Origin of the sequence: Dyadobacter beijingensis DSM 21582, assembly GCF_000382205.1 — a bacterium.
Taxonomy (GTDB): domain Bacteria; phylum Bacteroidota; class Bacteroidia; order Cytophagales; family Spirosomataceae; genus Dyadobacter; species Dyadobacter beijingensis.
In genome coordinates, this window is the sequence record NZ_KB907788.1 from 713,365 (window position 1) to 728,822 (window position 15,458).

The 15,458-nt window shown below is 53.3% G+C and carries 13 protein-coding genes; 9 read left to right on the forward strand and 4 right to left on the reverse strand.

Annotated elements, in window-relative coordinates; all coding sequences use genetic code 11:
• Positions 1-38: 38 nt before the first annotated feature.
• Positions 39-1,409, reverse strand: coding sequence for an FAD-binding oxidoreductase (locus H144_RS0116460; RefSeq protein ID WP_026350751.1), 1,371 nt, complete (start codon positions 1,407-1,409; stop codon positions 39-41).
• Positions 1,410-1,608: 199 nt separating this feature from the next.
• Between H144_RS0116460 and H144_RS35115 the strand changes: the two genes are divergently transcribed.
• From H144_RS35115 to H144_RS0116485, 4 genes are all read left to right on the forward strand, one after another.
• On the forward strand, positions 1,609-1,791 hold the full coding sequence (locus tag H144_RS35115) for a LytTR family DNA-binding domain-containing protein (RefSeq protein ID WP_019943190.1): 183 nt from the start codon (positions 1,609-1,611) through the stop codon (positions 1,789-1,791).
• Between the two features lie 197 nt (positions 1,792-1,988).
• Positions 1,989-2,726 carry a LytR/AlgR family response regulator transcription factor gene (locus H144_RS0116475; RefSeq protein ID WP_019943192.1) on the forward strand — a complete coding sequence of 246 codons (738 nt, stop codon included), beginning with the start codon at positions 1,989-1,991 and terminating at the stop codon, positions 2,724-2,726.
• Positions 2,727-2,798: 72 nt separating this feature from the next.
• The gene (locus H144_RS0116480) at positions 2,799-3,134 is read left to right on the forward strand and encodes a YegP family protein (protein WP_019943193.1); all 336 of its coding nucleotides are present in this window, start codon (positions 2,799-2,801) and stop codon (positions 3,132-3,134) included.
• A 115-nt stretch (positions 3,135-3,249) separates the two neighbouring features.
• Positions 3,250-4,302: an AI-2E family transporter gene (locus tag H144_RS0116485; RefSeq protein ID WP_019943194.1), complete on the forward strand. Its 1,053-nt coding sequence runs from the start codon at positions 3,250-3,252 to the stop codon at positions 4,300-4,302.
• 74 nt (positions 4,303-4,376) lie between these two features.
• On the opposite strand, the gene H144_RS0116490 is transcribed toward H144_RS0116485, so the two are convergent.
• The gene (locus tag H144_RS0116490; protein WP_157504771.1) at positions 4,377-5,003 is read right to left on the reverse strand and encodes a hypothetical protein; all 627 of its coding nucleotides are present in this window, start codon (positions 5,001-5,003) and stop codon (positions 4,377-4,379) included.
• A gap of 114 nt (positions 5,004-5,117) precedes the next feature.
• Between H144_RS0116490 and H144_RS0116495 the strand changes: the two genes are divergently transcribed.
• The 5 genes from H144_RS0116495 (at position 5,118) to H144_RS34715 (ending at position 9,640) form a co-directional block, all read left to right on the forward strand.
• Positions 5,118-5,906 (forward strand): mechanosensitive ion channel family protein, encoded by a 789-nt coding sequence (locus tag H144_RS0116495; RefSeq protein ID WP_019943196.1) that lies wholly within the window; start codon positions 5,118-5,120, stop codon positions 5,904-5,906.
• Between the two features lie 101 nt (positions 5,907-6,007).
• On the forward strand, positions 6,008-6,703 hold the full coding sequence (locus H144_RS0116500; RefSeq protein WP_019943197.1) for a hypothetical protein: 696 nt from the start codon (positions 6,008-6,010) through the stop codon (positions 6,701-6,703).
• 173 nt (positions 6,704-6,876) lie between these two features.
• Positions 6,877-7,683, forward strand: coding sequence for a hypothetical protein (locus H144_RS0116505; RefSeq protein WP_229207919.1), 807 nt, complete (start codon positions 6,877-6,879; stop codon positions 7,681-7,683).
• 45 nt (positions 7,684-7,728) lie between these two features.
• Positions 7,729-8,313 (forward strand): RNA polymerase sigma factor, encoded by a 585-nt coding sequence (locus H144_RS0116510; RefSeq protein ID WP_019943199.1) that lies wholly within the window; start codon positions 7,729-7,731, stop codon positions 8,311-8,313.
• A complete protein-coding gene (locus tag H144_RS34715; protein ID WP_019943200.1) occupies positions 8,300-9,640 on the forward strand; it encodes a hypothetical protein in 1,341 nt (446 codons plus the stop codon). Before H144_RS0116510 ends, H144_RS34715 begins: the two co-directional genes overlap by 14 nt.
• Positions 9,641-9,647: 7 nt before the next feature.
• Here H144_RS34715 and H144_RS0116520 read toward each other — a convergent pair whose 3' ends face one another.
• Both H144_RS0116520 and H144_RS0116525 read right to left on the reverse strand, forming a co-directional pair.
• Positions 9,648-12,275 (reverse strand): Kelch repeat-containing protein, encoded by a 2,628-nt coding sequence (locus tag H144_RS0116520; RefSeq protein WP_084599973.1) that lies wholly within the window; start codon positions 12,273-12,275, stop codon positions 9,648-9,650.
• A gap of 165 nt (positions 12,276-12,440) precedes the next feature.
• Positions 12,441-15,248 (reverse strand): T9SS type A sorting domain-containing protein, encoded by a 2,808-nt coding sequence (locus tag H144_RS0116525; RefSeq protein ID WP_019943202.1) that lies wholly within the window; start codon positions 15,246-15,248, stop codon positions 12,441-12,443.
• Positions 15,249-15,458 lie beyond the last annotated feature (210 nt).

Below are 15,458 nucleotides of genomic sequence, written 5' to 3' on the forward strand. Positions count from 1 at the left end.
TGCAGCGTGCGGGCCGTTGACGGTCCGCACGTTTTGCTTTAAACAGGTCGGATATTCTGGTTGACGCAGAACACGTTATCCGGGTCGTATTTACTTTTTACTTTAACCAGCCTGTCGTAATTGCTGCCATAGGTGGCTTTGACACGGTCGGCGCCTTCTTCCATCATAAAATTGACATAAGCCCCGCCGGCGCCGTGCGGGTGCAGCTCCTGCCAGTAGTCCCGGGCGAAATTAGTCACCACATCCTTTTCGGACGGCTCGGGCGATACGCCGGCAATCACCATCGACCAGGTCGCGTCGCGGTAACTCCAGGCGGTAGCGTCGTTCGGTACGCGGCCGGCGGCGCCATTGATGGGGTAGAGGTGCATGCCCGAGAAGAAGTTGGGAATGCGGTGCGCGTGCCGGATATGCACGTCCATGACTTCGGGGCTGAGTTGTTTGACAAAATCGCCTTTCCAATACCATTGCAGACCGGGCACAAACAAATCATCGAACATCGTTTGCAGCACCGGCACCGGCATTGGCCCTACGGCGTCGATCAGCGGCTTGCGGAATTTACGTACCATTTCAAAAACTTCGTTCGCTTCCTCCTCGTCGATGCAGGCCCACACGATACCGCACATGAGATGTAAATGGTATTGTTCAGGAAATATGGGTGCGGGCGGTATTTTGTGAAAGTTAAAGAAGCCGCTGACCGTGTCCGGAGCCTGCTTGATAAAATCCTGGTACCATTCCATCATGGCTTTGGCCTCGCTGATATCCCAGAACATCGGTCCGCCGTACACGGTGTGCACGTTGTGGGCACGGAAAAGGAAGGATGTCACCACCCCGAAATTCCCTCCGCCGCCCCGGATGGCCCAGAACAAATCCTCGTTGATAGCCGGAGAGGCCGTTACGATGTCGCCGCTGGCGAGTACCACCGTGGCTTCGAGCAGGTTATCGATAGTGAGGCCGGCGAAGCGCGTCAAATGGCCCAGCCCGCCGCCCAGCGTGAGGCCTCCAATGCCCGTGGTGGCATTGATACCCGTCGGTACGGCCAGCCCGTGCGGATGGCCGGCCTTGTCGAGGTCACCCAGCAGGCATCCGCCTTGTGCGCGTATCGTCTGTGCTTCCGGGTCCACGGTAACCTGCCGCATCTGCGACAGATCGATGACTAACCCCTGGTCACATACGCCAAGCCCGGCGCCGTTGTGGCCGCCGCCGCGCACTGCTACCACCAGCCCGTGTTCGCGGGCGAAACGGACTGCATGGGCGACATCATTTTCATCCGCGCACTGCGCAATGAGGCCCGGGCGTTTATCGATCATCCCGTTATGAACTTTTCTGGCAGTGTCGTAATCAGCATCGTTGGGCGCAATGACCCTGCCCCGCAAATAGGGGATGGCCTGGGAGGAACTGTTTGTTTCCATATCAGAAGGGGTTTGAATAAAAAACACGAAAGCCTTGCCCGGCCTGGGATGGCCGTGCGTCATGACGGTGTTTTTGTGGTGTCCTGAAAGGGATAAGCGTAATGTGCCGGAACTGGCTGGGATATCGCTGATGGTATGTTCAAATATAAGCATTTTTGTCTTGAATTTTGATAAACACACCGGTCCCGCTTAGATTTAAATGCTCAACCCGGGTGGGTTTTTCAGGGCCAATCGCCGGTTTATCATCAGCGTGCATTGTGTGCGGCAGATTAATGCGTTTTTCAACTATAAAATTAAACTGACACTTGCGCCAACTACTGAAAATGAGATGATTATCAGCCAGGCAAAAGCAATGGATTTTAAGAAATGGCCGGGTGAATAGTCGCCCGAATATGCGATTGTCGCATGACATTGGGCCAGGCGTTGGAGAATTCCGGAATTATTTCGTACTTCGGCGCATTCATACTCGACTCGTTTCCTGCTATTACTTGCCCGGTGAACCCGCCGGGCGTCCCTTTGGCTTAGCCCACTGACTGAGCCGGTCCAGACATTTGACAACTATTCTTTGTCCGGATATACATGAACAAAATCAAGTGCCTGATTATTGACGACGAACCGTCTACCGCCGGCATCCTGCAATCGTACATTCGCGAGCTGGATGCGCTGGAACTCGTGGGGACCTACTACGACGCCGTGGATGCGCTGGTATACCTTCAGCAAAATCCCGTCGACCTGCTTTTCATGGATGTCATGCTGCCCAAAATCACGGGCGATGCGTTTTTGAAATTGCTTCCCAGCAGGCCGAGGATCATTTTCCTTGCCAACCGGCGCAAGCGCTGGATACCGGGCTACGACGAATATGTGCTCGATTGCCTCGTTAAACCGATTGCGTTCGAGGACTTTGTCGCCAGCATAGACCGCTGTTATGAGTCCATTCCGCCGGTGCTCCGGCGTCTCCTGCCGCCGAGGGCCAAACGTCTCGCACGCCGGCGCGGGTCATTCGTATACCTGTACTCGGGCCAGGCAATGGTGAAGGTATACCTGAACGAAGTGCTGTTTATCGAAGGGGTGCGGAATTATGCGCGCGTGAAAACGATCGAGAAGGACATTGTGATCCTGCAGGGGTTGGCGGCGCTGGACGCGAAGCTGAGCGGTAAGGGATTTATGCGAATACACCGCTCGGTAATTGCGTCGCTCAGTAAAATCACGGCATTCGGGGATTATACCGTCGAAATCGGGCCGCACATTTTCCCGGTGAGCAAGCCCTTTCGTGCGCGGGTGCTGGCGCGTTTGCGCGAGCTGACCAAAAACGTATAGTGTTTTTCTCGTGCCATATTGCTTTCAGAAAAGTTAATTGTATTTTGAAAGCCTAATCCAATCTTTCAAAACATGGGAAAATTTGTAATTACAAAAAGGGCCAACGGCGAATTCCAATTCAATCTGAAAGCAGGTAATGGCCAGGTGATCCTCGGCAGCGAAGGTTATACGACGAAATCAGCTTGTGAAAACGGTATCGAATCGGTGAAGAAAAATTCGCAGGACGATGCCCGTTTCGAACGACTGACTTCGAAAAATGACAAATATTACTTCGTGTTGAAGGCGACCAATGGCCAGGCGATCGGCAGCAGCGAAATGTACGAAAGCGTTGCCAGTCGTGACAATGGGATTGAATCGGTAAAGAACAATGCGCCGGAGGCAGAGGTAGACGATCAATCGGCCGCGTAACCACGCGAAAATATATCGAAAAGCGCAGGGCTGCTGGCTGCCCTGCGCTTTTTGTTTGTCCATAGCGGTCTGGTATGGTAATTGCATTACGTATATACATTGAAACACATTTACTATGGTCTCCGACTTCAATAACCGAATTCGCCAGGTTCTATTTCTGCTGATTGTCATCGTTTTGGCCTTGATCGTATTCAGGCAGCTTTACATTTTCTTCCCAGGTTTTCTCGGAGCGCTCACCTTGTACATTTTATGCCGGCGGTTCTATTTCCGCCTCACCGAACAGCGGAAGTGGAACAAAAGCCTCACGGCGATCTTGTTCATGGTACTATTCATGGCATGCATTGTGGCGCCCGTTTACTTTGCGGCGCAAATGATTTTCCAGAAGATCGAAGGCATTATGCAAAACCCGGAACAGGTGAACAAGGCCGTGGATGCGATTTCGGACCAGCTCCGCGAATGGACCGGCCAGGACCTGCTTACCAAAGAGGCGACCGCCGACATCCGCAAGAAGGCTGCCAGCTTCATTCCGGGTATTCTCAACAGCTCGGCCACGATGCTCGGTAACCTGCTTATGATCCTGTTCCTGGCCTACTTTATGTTCAAAAACGGCCGGTTTATGGAGAAAACGCTGGAAGATTTTATCCCGCTGAAGCATCAGAATATCGACCTGCTGGCCGACGAAACCTGCGGTATGGTAAGGGCGAATGCGCTGGGTATCCCGCTGATCTCGCTAACCCAAGGTGTGATCGCCCTGGCGGGTTACTGGATTTTCGGGATTGAAGACTTCGTATTGCTGGGCCTAATTACCGGTTTGTTTGCATTCTTCCCGGTGATTGGTACGGCGATGATCTGGTTACCGCTCGTGATCTTTCTTTTTTCAAAAGGGGAAACCGGAAAAGCGATCGGTTTGCTGCTGTACAGTGCTGTCATCATCGGCAATATCGATTACCTCGTGCGCATTACGTTTCTGCAAAAGGTGGGAAATGTGCATCCGATCATCACAATCCTCGGCCTGATCGCCGGGCTGAAACTTTTCGGTTTCTGGGGTTTCATTTTCGGTCCTTTGCTGATCAGCTACCTGCTGCTGTTAGTCCGCATTTATAAAAATGAATTCAGCGAATCGAGGGCACGCATTAAAACCACCGCCCAGACAGCCGACAAAGACTGAATTTGGTTACAAAAAAGCAGCCTGCCGGAATATGCGAATGCATTACCGGCAGGCTGCTTCATTATTTACCCTTGTTAAATTTCGGCGTCCTGCTTGGACTTGATTTCGTAATTGTGAAATCCGTCCGGTGCATCGGACCATTTGTACACCACCTTTTTGAAACGCAGGTCGTTCACAATGCCGTAGATGTTCTTCATGAAATCTTCCTGCACCTGTTCGGGCTTGAACATGCTCCCCTCGAAAGTCAGCACTTCCTGGTGCGCACCTGAAAGTTGGATGCCCACGTGCTGCTCGTCGAGCGCGCTCTTTTTAGAGTCGACATAAGCGGTTCTCAGCTCGGGAAAGTCGCGCGTTTGCACCTGCACCATTTTAGTTTTCAGCACGTCCCGCTGGCTTTTTACCTGCTTGTCGGGATTGGTCTTCGCTTCGTTATATAGTGCGGTGTTCGACTTGTGCCAGGAGAGCCGTGTGGCGAGGTCGCTGTCGTTATCCCCGTTTTTCAGCTTCAAATCGATGTCGCTGATTTTGTTCTGCAAAAAAAGCAGCATGCTTTCGTTTGCCTCCTTGTTGACGGGCTTTGGCGCGTAAAAGTAAACGCCGATCCCGATGGCGATCGCCGCCAGCACCAGGTACACGATGTACTTCCCGGCCCCTGCCAGGTAAGGTCTGGTTCGTTGTTGATGATGATGATGGATTTCCATGTCTGTTGGCTTTTTTCCTTGATTATATGCAGCAGGAGGATCAAAAAATATGCCAACCGCCATTGGAACGGATTTTTCCGGCGATTTTCAAATTTGGTTCAATTCACTCAAATCATGAAAATCGAGCAGTTTTATAACAAGGCCTACACCTGGATACTGGCAACGGGGCCTTCGGTATTGGTTGGTATTGCCGTATTGATCGCCGGTTTCTGGCTCATCAAAATTCTCTCGCGGTGGCTCACCGCGCACATGTACAAGCAGGAAATCGACCCGTCGCTGACGCCCTTCCTGCTAAGTCTGGCCGTCACCACATTACGTATCCTGCTGATCATCTCCGTGATGCAGATCGTAGGCATTCAAATGACCATTTTTGCCGCCCTGGTGGGCGCAATCGGCGTTGCGGCTGGTCTGGCGCTTTCCGGCACCTTGCAGAATTTCACGAGCGGCGTGCTCATCCTCATCCTCAAACCGTTCCACGTCGGCGACAACATTGTAGCCCAGGGGCAGGAGGGCACCGTAGAGGCGATCAAGATCTTTTACACTGTCGTGAAAACTTACGATAACCGCACCGTCGTGATCCCGAACAGCAAGCTGTCCAACGAGGTCATAATCAACATAAGCAAATTAGGTAGCCGGCGGTTGGATGTAGAAATGAAATTCAGCAACAGCATCGATTTCGGTGAGGTGAAAAAAGTGATCAATAATGTCCTCGATCATGCCCAAAGTGCCCTGAAAGTCCCCGCACGACGCATCGGAATCTCCTCCATTGAGCCCGACGGCTATAAAGTGATGGTCAATGTGTGGCTCGACGCCCACGGTTTTGTAGATACCAAAATGGAGATCCAGGAGAAAATGATGGAAGGGCTGAAAGGCTCGGGGCTGAAACTGCCGGGGCTGGGTTAGTTTTTTTTATGCTTTGTGCAGCGATTTTCCCCACCTGAGTGTCTACCTGCATGATTCGCCGCTCAGGCGGTTTTCGAAGCATAATCAGAAGACTATTGGCCATGAAAATATTGAAGTCCGGGCTCTTTTTTGTGATGCTTCTCCTGCTGGTGTCGTGCGACGATGCACAAAAGATAAAGCCGGAGCAGCAGTTGATCACCAAGGCGCAGTTCCTGGGCAGGATGGTGGTGCCGGAAAGGTACTGGCGGATCGAGGAGATTTCCCGCCAGCAGGAAGAGCAGGTCGCGATGGTGAACGTCCGGGAGAGCTCCCCGATACTCAGCTCGCATTACCTCAATGACGTGGTGCCTTTCGTGGCCATGCAGTTCACACGCGGCCTTTACGGAAAAGGAACGGTGAGCGAAGGCAGCATGACCGGTGCTTACGGCAAGATCCCGTTTGGCGAATTCAAGTTTATGCTCTTGCCCCGATCGCTCACCGAAAGCGGTGAATGGGAATGGGATTCCGACCGGAAAATGATCCGATTTACGTTACCCGAAAGCATCCGGTCCATTGCGGGCGCATTGTCGCGCTCCGACTGGCGCCCCGAAACGGGTTATGTTGCCGACGTACCCGCGCCGTTGTACCGCGGCGTGGAAGAAGCCCGCCGGGCAGCCACCCCGGAGCGCATCCGGATCCTGGTAGAACAGCCTTCGGAAAAGGATACGATTACCTATGTTTTTACGATGCGTGCAGCCTGGTTGACAGATGTCGAATTCCGTGACGAGGAGCATAAATATGGCGTATCATTATATTGAAATTTTGATTTGGCACCCCGGCGATCACATGAATTGATGCTATGAATGAAAAAAGTTTTACCCGAAAATTGTTGCTATCATTTGTTTGCTTCCTGTATTTGACGGGTTGCAGCAATTATAAGGACCAGCAAACGGTTCCACCGGAAAACCTCCCGGAATCGGTGATCAAGGTTATGTCTGATGCATATCCGGACGCAACCAATGCCACTTTTCAATCGATTGAAAAGGACAAATTGTATGAGGTATATTACAAATTGAAAGGAGATTCTTTTCATGCCGCATTAAATACGAAAAAGATATTGAGCGTGTACCGGATGTACGGCACATTACCGGATTCGATGCGCCAGGCGCTGCCGGCGCGGAGTGTGAGCGGGGGCGAGGCGGATGTGTATAAAGAACCTGTCCCTCAGGTAAATGCGGACAAAATTTTTAATGCAAAATACACCTGGAAAGGTCAGAATTACCTGTTGAGCTGGTTTGAGCACAAGCCTTTAAACCCGGCGCGGTTCACGATCCGGATCGAGCCTTATGTGAAATTCACCTACCAGATTTTCCAGGATGAAATCAATGCGATGCCTACGCCGATCCTCGCTTTTTTCGACCGCGAGAAGCTGCGGATTTCTACCGTGCGAATCGCTATTACGGAAAAAAATGAAAGACAATATCTGATCAGCGCCACGACGGCATCTGGTACCGGCTATGAATTTGTTTTTGACCGTACTGCCAAATTGATCAATACCATTTACAGGGCGGAAGCTTTTTATTACAATATTGACGAATTGCCTGAAAAAATCCAGACCTTTATTAAAAATTCATCGGCATTTGCCGCGATGAAACTGGCGGAAGGTTATAAATTTTCCGACCCGGTCGGAACAGGTTACGTTTTAAACTTGCAGGGGACAGAGGAGAGCAGCCGAATGAGTTTCGACCAGGATGGGAATTTCGTAAGCATGACCTATCAAACAGCACTATACCGATGAGCAAAAAGTAATTGTTTTCAACGATACACTTCTCAACCCCTCTGAATGACCTTTTTTCGAAGCAAAAAATACAGTTCGCTGGCCGATCTGGTACGGGCTTGTCAGGCCGGCGATACCAGGGCACAGACTGCATTCTATGAGCGGTACAAATCCAGGCTGCTCGGGCTTTGCATGCGCTACGCGAAAACGAAGGCCGAGGCCGAAGACATATTCCAGGAGGGGTTTATCAAAGTTTTTAAGAATATCAACGAGTTGAGGAACGTGGAAGTGATCGATAGCTGGGTGAAATCGGTGGTGATCCGGACGGCGATCAATTATTACCACCGAACCACCAAGGAACAGCAGCTGCACACGAACCTCGACGATTTTCAACGTGAAATAGATTCGGGCGACTACGGTAAGGTGATTGCCCAAATGGATATGAACCTTTTGCTGGGCGTGATCAATACCCTGCCTGACGGCTACCGGATGATTATCAACCTGCATTTGATCGATGGATACACGCATGCCGAAATCGGCGACATGCTGGGCATATCGGATAGCACTTCACGATCGCAATTTTTGCGGGGGAGGAATTTACTTATGAAGAAATTACAGGAAAAAGGAATCACGCAATATGAAATCTTCTGACGAGCGTATCGATGAGGAATTGCGGAAAGCCCTCAAAGAACGATTTGACAATTTTGAACGACTGCCGGACCCTACCCTGCGCGAAAAGGTCCTGGGCGCGCTGCCGGGCAATAAAAGCATAGTGCAAACCACGCTGATCGCCTCGCTGCTGCTGCTCATCGGGCTCACTATGACGGTCTATTTCGGGTCGCAGCCGGCCGTCGAGCGCGTCAGGAACGTGGATGTCGTGACCGCGCAACCAAAAGCCCGCGTTAATACGGCAAGGCCTGGCATTTCTGCTACGCGGCCTTCCGGAACGGCTGCTTTGAGAAAGCCGGTTTCCCAGGTTCAGCAGCCTGAGAAAGAGTACGATAGCGCATTTAAATCCGTAACCCACGCAACCCGCGCACGCAAGCGCACGTATCGGGTAACACGGGCGGACCTCGTCAAATGGATTGAAATCGTGAAGGCCGACCCGTCGTTCGGATCGGTGTGGGTCCGAAATAGCGACGTGTCACCGGAAGACAGGACGTTTTTTGAAAATGAATTGAATAAGGTATTCGCTGCCCGGGCAACCGACAGTTTGGCGAAGGATCCCGACGATAAGAAAGTACTGGAAGGGCCGTCGATGGCCGATCAAGACATCGGGGTGCTGGATCACAGGCCATTGGCCCTTCCTCAATATGCATGGCAGCCCGATAGCCTCGTGACGCCCGGAGAGCCCAGGAAACGGTACGATTACTTCGCCCGAGAACGTTGGAGCCTCATTACCTCGTTCACCCCGTTGCGTACGTTCCAGATACTTACCGTGCGCCCCGGCAATGGCGTCGTGTATCAGAATTTCCAATTGCCTACCAAGATTTCCGCCGCGACTGTCGGGTTCAAATTATCTGCCGGCGCAGAGCGCAAGGGCTTCCAGTTTTTGCTCAATTACGGGCAGTTCAGGCAGTCGTACCGGTACGAGATCGCTACGAGCGAATTCCAGGTCGGCCCCGATTTGTCGGGTAACTACGAGGTGGTCCGCAAAGGCATCCCGCAGCAGGAAAACAGTACCGTGCGGCTGCTGGGTGTGAGCGTGAAGAAGCATACTGTGCGCCGTTCGCATTTCCTGCGGAACTATTATGGCGATTTCGGAGCGGAATTCAACCGCGACCTTACTTCGGAAAGAAATCTCGTGTGGTTGAATGTAGGTTTTGGCAAAGAGCTTTTCGCGGGTAACAATGTGCTCATGACCGTTGGCCCGTACCTCGAATACAGCTTTTCGAAGCTCCGTAACCCGGATAATCCATTTAAAATACAACCTTATCAGATAGGTCTGTCGGTCGGGTTGCGGTATACCAAAAGATAACGGCGTCTTATACCTCCGATTTAAGGATATCGGGCAGCTCGCGCCGGAATTCTTCGCCGTAAATGTTGCTGTACTCGCGCGTGAAGCTTTCGAATGTGCTTTTGGCGAGCGAATGCTTCCCCAGCAATGCAAAAGATTTGCATTTGAGGATCATCGCCTCCTCGTTGGCCGGATCGAAGTAGGAAATGTTGTTGGCCAAACGGATCATCAGCTCGGCATCGTCCGACACCGGCACGCTGCCCGCGTAATTGAGATAGGTATTGACAACGATATTGGAAATCTCCGATTTGAATGCATCCAGCCATTCGAATTCCATATTCGAAAGGAAGCTTCCCTTGTTGGTAATGTTGATCAACGCCTCCACCATCGCCCGGTCTATTGTTTTGGCCGACGTAATGTTCAGGAAATCGAGGTAATCGATCTGCACCTCGTTTTCGTCAAAATCCAGCTTCCAGTGCCCCGCCGTCATCACGATCTGGCAATGCGGCATCCGCGCCAGGATCGCTTTCAGCTTCGTCAGGTTCACCGAGCGGTTGTTTCGCGCGCTCTCGGCCGTTTTGTCCGCCCACAGCAATTCCCGCAGTTTATCCGAATTAATACCCCTTTTCCAGCGGATCGTATACAGCAATATCACGAGAAAAAGTTCTTTGATCAGCGGCGTAAATGCCTGGGTAATGTCGGTGCCGTTCGCGTCGGTCACCTGCAAGTCGCCGAACAGGGCAATGCTGTTTCTCGCGGGCGCATATGCGGGCGTGACGGTTTTCCTGGCGGGTGTGATAACGGCCGGTTCAATGCCTTGCACCTGCTCGCGACGCGTGTCCGGACGTGCAGGTGCATTTCGCCTGCGGTAATACAGCCAGGCGGCAATGCCGGCCAATGCCGCCGCTCCAAGTACAAAAGGCCACACCGGAACCTCCTCGCCCGCAGCCATCGCTACTTCCGCATTGGTCTCGCGTACGGGCGTGAGGAGCGTATACACGTGAAGGACCGTCTGCTTGTCGTCCTCGCTGCGCGTCATCGCCAGGGCGACCAGCTGCTTGCTGCCGGGGCAGAAAAACAGGTCGGCGAAGGAATGCGTGTCGTGGAAAGAATAGGGGATAGCGGCTGAAATAGACTTAAATGCAGGCTTTTCGAGTGAGCCCTGCATCAGTTGCAATGCCGAGTTATACCGGTTTTTGGGAAACGTCAATGCGTAGAAATGGTTGTCCGAGAAGACCAGCGAGTTAGCAAAATTGAGGTTCGGCAGGTCCGCGCCGGTTTCGTACACTTTCGTCCAATGCCTTGTTTCAGGGTTAAAAAGCAAGAGGTCGTTCCAGTTACGCGGGTTCAGGATCTGCTGACCGGTAAGGCTGCCATACCCACCCAGCAGGTACATTCCCTTTGCACCCGACCCGCCCGCAGCGAGGTACCGCGGCGTAAAAATGCCCGTATCGGCGGCCACAGGGCTCCATTGCCCGGTCGGCAAATGCAGCCGGTGGATGCTGTTTTTGTAGGTCAGATGCCCGTAGCCGCCGAACACGTAAAGCGACGAGTCGGGCGCAGAGTAAAACTTGTTGGAATGCCAATACTCGGTAGAGCTTTCGGGAATCGGGAAAATGAAGTTGTTGTCCCATTTGCGGGTTGTAAAATCGAAACGAGCAATGCGTTGCTGGTCAGCATTATAGGTGTACAAATTGCCACTAGCAGTATCCACAAACGCCTGGTTGCCTTTTGCCAGGTGAAGCCTGCCCGAAGCGTAGGGGTAAGCGACAGCCACCTGGCTCGCCACCGAATAGGAGTGCAGGCTGTCCTCGCCGATCAGGTAGAGCGTCTCCCTTTTCTGGTCGAGGGCGGTACAGGCAAATCCGCTCGTAATGATGCGTTTGCGCGGCTGCCATACTTCGCGCAGCCTTTCTACCCACACCGGATTTTCACTGACGGCCGCCGTTTTGCCCTTTCCATTATGCGCCGTCGCGCCGGAACGCTCGTCGAGCGGCCAGGAACCGGTTGTTTTGCCGTCCAGCGTCAGTTCAATGTCGGCCAATGTCATCGGCGGTACGTCCGTCGTTTGAAAAACCTTGTGCTGGTTGGCTCCGAAAAGTACCTGGAAACAGCTGCCGGGCGCCAGATCGATCGTTTGGGCGAACGTCCTGCCACCTGCGGCGATGGTCAGTTTGCGGGCCGTAGCATCGAGGTTTACGCGGAACCGCGTGCCGCTGCCGAACAGTATATTATCGGGCAGGTTGAATGCTATGGACGAGAGCCGGTCGCCGGTGATTACCCGGAAACGACCATTGGCCGCGGCGATGCCGTTGTCGTAAACGAGGTCGATGTTATGCTTATCGTTGCCGATAAGCCGAAAAATGTAACCGAAATAAGTCTTCTGCTTCGGCACGAACGCCAGGTCGAAAGTCAGTTCCAGTTTTTCAGAAAAGCATACAGGTTTAGCAGGTGTGATGTTCAGTGTCGTGCGCTGGTCTTGCAGTACTTCGTAACTCGCAAAGCGCAGGCCGTGCTGTTGGGCCAGTGCGGGTTTTGGAAAAATGAATAACAGCGCGGCAATGAGGGTCAGGAGTGGGAGGTTCATCAGGTAATCCGGGGGCGATACCGGGCGCTGGCCGCTCATGGTGGTTTCAGGAGGCATGAAATGGCTCATAAGGGTTCGGCCCGGTTCAGGTAATACGCAGTAGCTTCAAATAATTTACAAAAGTTAAAAAAAACTTGAAATAATATAAGGCTGCATGCATTGCCCGACTGAAAAATATGCGCCCCGGCCGTACGAGGGCCGGGGCGCAAGGCAAATGTTCGGAGAAAGCGGAAATTACGGCTTCACGATCTTCCGTTCGGCACCGTCGATCTTCACAATGTAGGTACCGGCGGGCCATTGACTGATATTCAGTTCAAAATAAGGCTTGCCGGGCGAAGATGAATGCATTTTCCGGCCCGCTGCATTCACCACATCTAGCTGCAAAATGCGCGCATCGGATTTCACCGCCAGCACGGAAGACGCCGGGTTAGGGAATACGGAAACGCTGAGCGACCGCTCGATTTCCGCCGTGACAATGCTGCTGTACGTGAATGTGCCGTCCAGGTCCACCATTTTCAGACGGTAGTAGAAGCGCCCGGCAGGCAAGTGTACGTCCGCGAAATGGTAGTCCTGCGCCGCATGGCTGTTCTGGTGCGAATTGACCTTGCCGATCGTCGTAAATGCCTTCGCATCGCCGCTGCGCTGCACGTCGAAATGCGAGCTGTTGGTTTCCTGCGTCGTCCGCCATGTCAGCTGTGCATTGTTCTGCTCGCTTTGCGCGCGCAGGCTCACGAGCGTAACGGGCAGAGGCTGGCCCGCCGTCGTGCTGAGCGCATTAGGGAAGAGCGGTACCGAAAGGCTGTTGCTCGCTTTGCCGGCGAGTACTTTCTTGGTGTAGCCGCCGATGGCCATATACCAATCCGGCGTCAGGTCGTAGCCGTCGGCGTCGAGCGAGAGGAACCAGATATTGCCGCCTTTGGGCGTGTGGTCACCGAATTTCTCCATCTTGAAGTACGAAGTAGCTTCGTCCACCTCGTCGAACATGGCGAGGTATACCATGTTAGCGCCCTCGTTGATCACATTCTGGGACTGCTGCCACAAAAAGCTGCCGCCATTGCGCGGGATCGAGTTTTTGATGGCGGCCGACGGGTTGTTCCGCACCGTTTGCAGGTTGAACCACGAGAAACCGGGGAAGATCACGGGCATATAGTCGATGTTTTTAGGCTGCAAATAAGCCATATCCGGCCGCACGGAATTGATCGCGAAAGAGTTGGCGCCGCTTTCGGTGCTGTACCGTCCTACCGCCCACGGGCTGATCACGTCCAGCTGGTCGTACACCGCCAGCCATTCCGCCGTATGCGTGCGCCAGTTGTCGTTGAGGCCGCCCATTACGGTAGCGCGGTATTTGGGCGCGTCGGTCGGGTCGGTGGGATCGCCATCGCGGAAGAATTTCACGAGCTTATCGGAACGCGGGGCGGTGGCGTCCGGGTTGGATGCGAGGCCCAACCCCCACAATGCGACGAGCGGGCGGCCCTTGTGCCAGAGGTAATTGCTTTCGGAAGTAACACCCATTTCGTCCACCAGCTTTTTCCAGTCGGCAATTACGGCCTCGGTGGAAGTCGCGTCCGCGCCCGAGAGGTCGTACATGATCGCATATACGCGCCCGTATTTCAGGCTGGCCGTCTGCACGTTATCGATCACTTTTTCGAAATGCCGGGGCACGCGGGAGTCGCCTGTGCGGAAGTTCTGTAAAAACCGCTGCTGGAACACGCCGTCGATCTCGTGCTCGCGCATCCATTTGAAATGCTGGTCTACCGTATTATAGTTGTAGCTCGAAAACAGCTTCGCGGGCGTTCCATTCGCATAGGTCATATTGGTCGCCACCAGCTCGCCCGCAGGATAGTCGCCCAGGTAGGGCCACATATCCACGGTCGCATTGGCGTGATCGGGCGCGCCGCCGAACCAGTGGAGCCACCAGTTGTGGGTTGGGCTGCCGTCGGTAGGAAGGCCAAACCAGCCCTGGTAGCCGAACATCACCTTGCCGTTCAACGTATTGGCCGACGGCACAGGCGTGGTCGCCGCGGCTGGTTCGTAAAATTCGATCTCGTCCACCCGTGCCGTAATGGATGCATTCAGCGGCTGATTAATGCGGAAATAGTTGATCGCGCCGAGGTTGGGGCTACCCGTTTTCACGGCTTCGGCCAGATGCAGGATCACGTGGTTCCACCCGTTCTGGATCTTCTGGTTGGCCAGGTTCCAGCGGTATTCATCGCTGCCCGCCTGGCCCGACGAGGAGAATACGATGCTGCCGCCGCCATTGAACTGCGTCGCGTCCGATGCAAAAAGCCAGAATTTCACGACCCCTCCGGCTTCGCTCACCGTCGTATTGAAGGGAGCGGTGCTGAGTGTAAACCAGTTGGCGCCAGAACCCGTCTTGGCAATGGATGCGCTGCCGAGAATTTTGTTGCCCGTATCGGCCCCCGGCGCATCAGCTCCTGACCAGCCGGTGGTATTGTCCGCCGCATTGAATATATGCGCCCCCGTGAGCACGCTGCCCTCGTATCCCTTCGTGAAACGGACATTATCGATCTTGATAATCACCGATTCGCCTGCATTAATGGGTTTGTAATACCTGAAAAAATTGATCGCCGCCAGGTTGGGATTGCCCTGCTTACCGGCTGCGCTCAGACGCAGCACCACGTTGTTCCAGCCATTGCGGAGGTTCACGCTGGAAGTCCCCCAGTTGTATTCGTCGGTGTCGGGGTTGCCCGAGCTGGTAATCTCGAACTGCCCGCCCGACGCGCTGAACTTGGTAATGTCCGACACATACAGGGAAAATTGGAGATAGGCGATATTCAGTTCGGTGGGGCCGATACCCGTGTTGATCGGTGTCGTGAACGTACGGCGCAGGCGTTCGGTATTGCCGCCTTCCGATTTGATGGCGTACGTGCCTTGTACGGGCGCGTCGGAATCGAGGCTGAGCGTGTTGCCGCCGCCGCCCCAGCCGGTCAGCGATTCGCAGTCGTCCACGGGGATGACCTGCGCGCGCGAGGGCAGTGCCGCTGCCAGTAACAGGAGCAACAGTAAACAGTTGGTCTTCATGTAGGTTTGGATTAAGGTGAAAAGATTTGCGTAAATGCATTGGCCCAAAGCTAGATCCGCACCTATAATTTTGGCTTAACTATAAATTAATAAAGAATAAATGGGAAAAAATATCGGGCTAAAAGCGCCAATTAAGTCCAAATTAAGTCCCCGTTAACACCTCCGCCTTTACTTAGCAGCCGGATTTACAATTACCTCCGTGTAACTTTT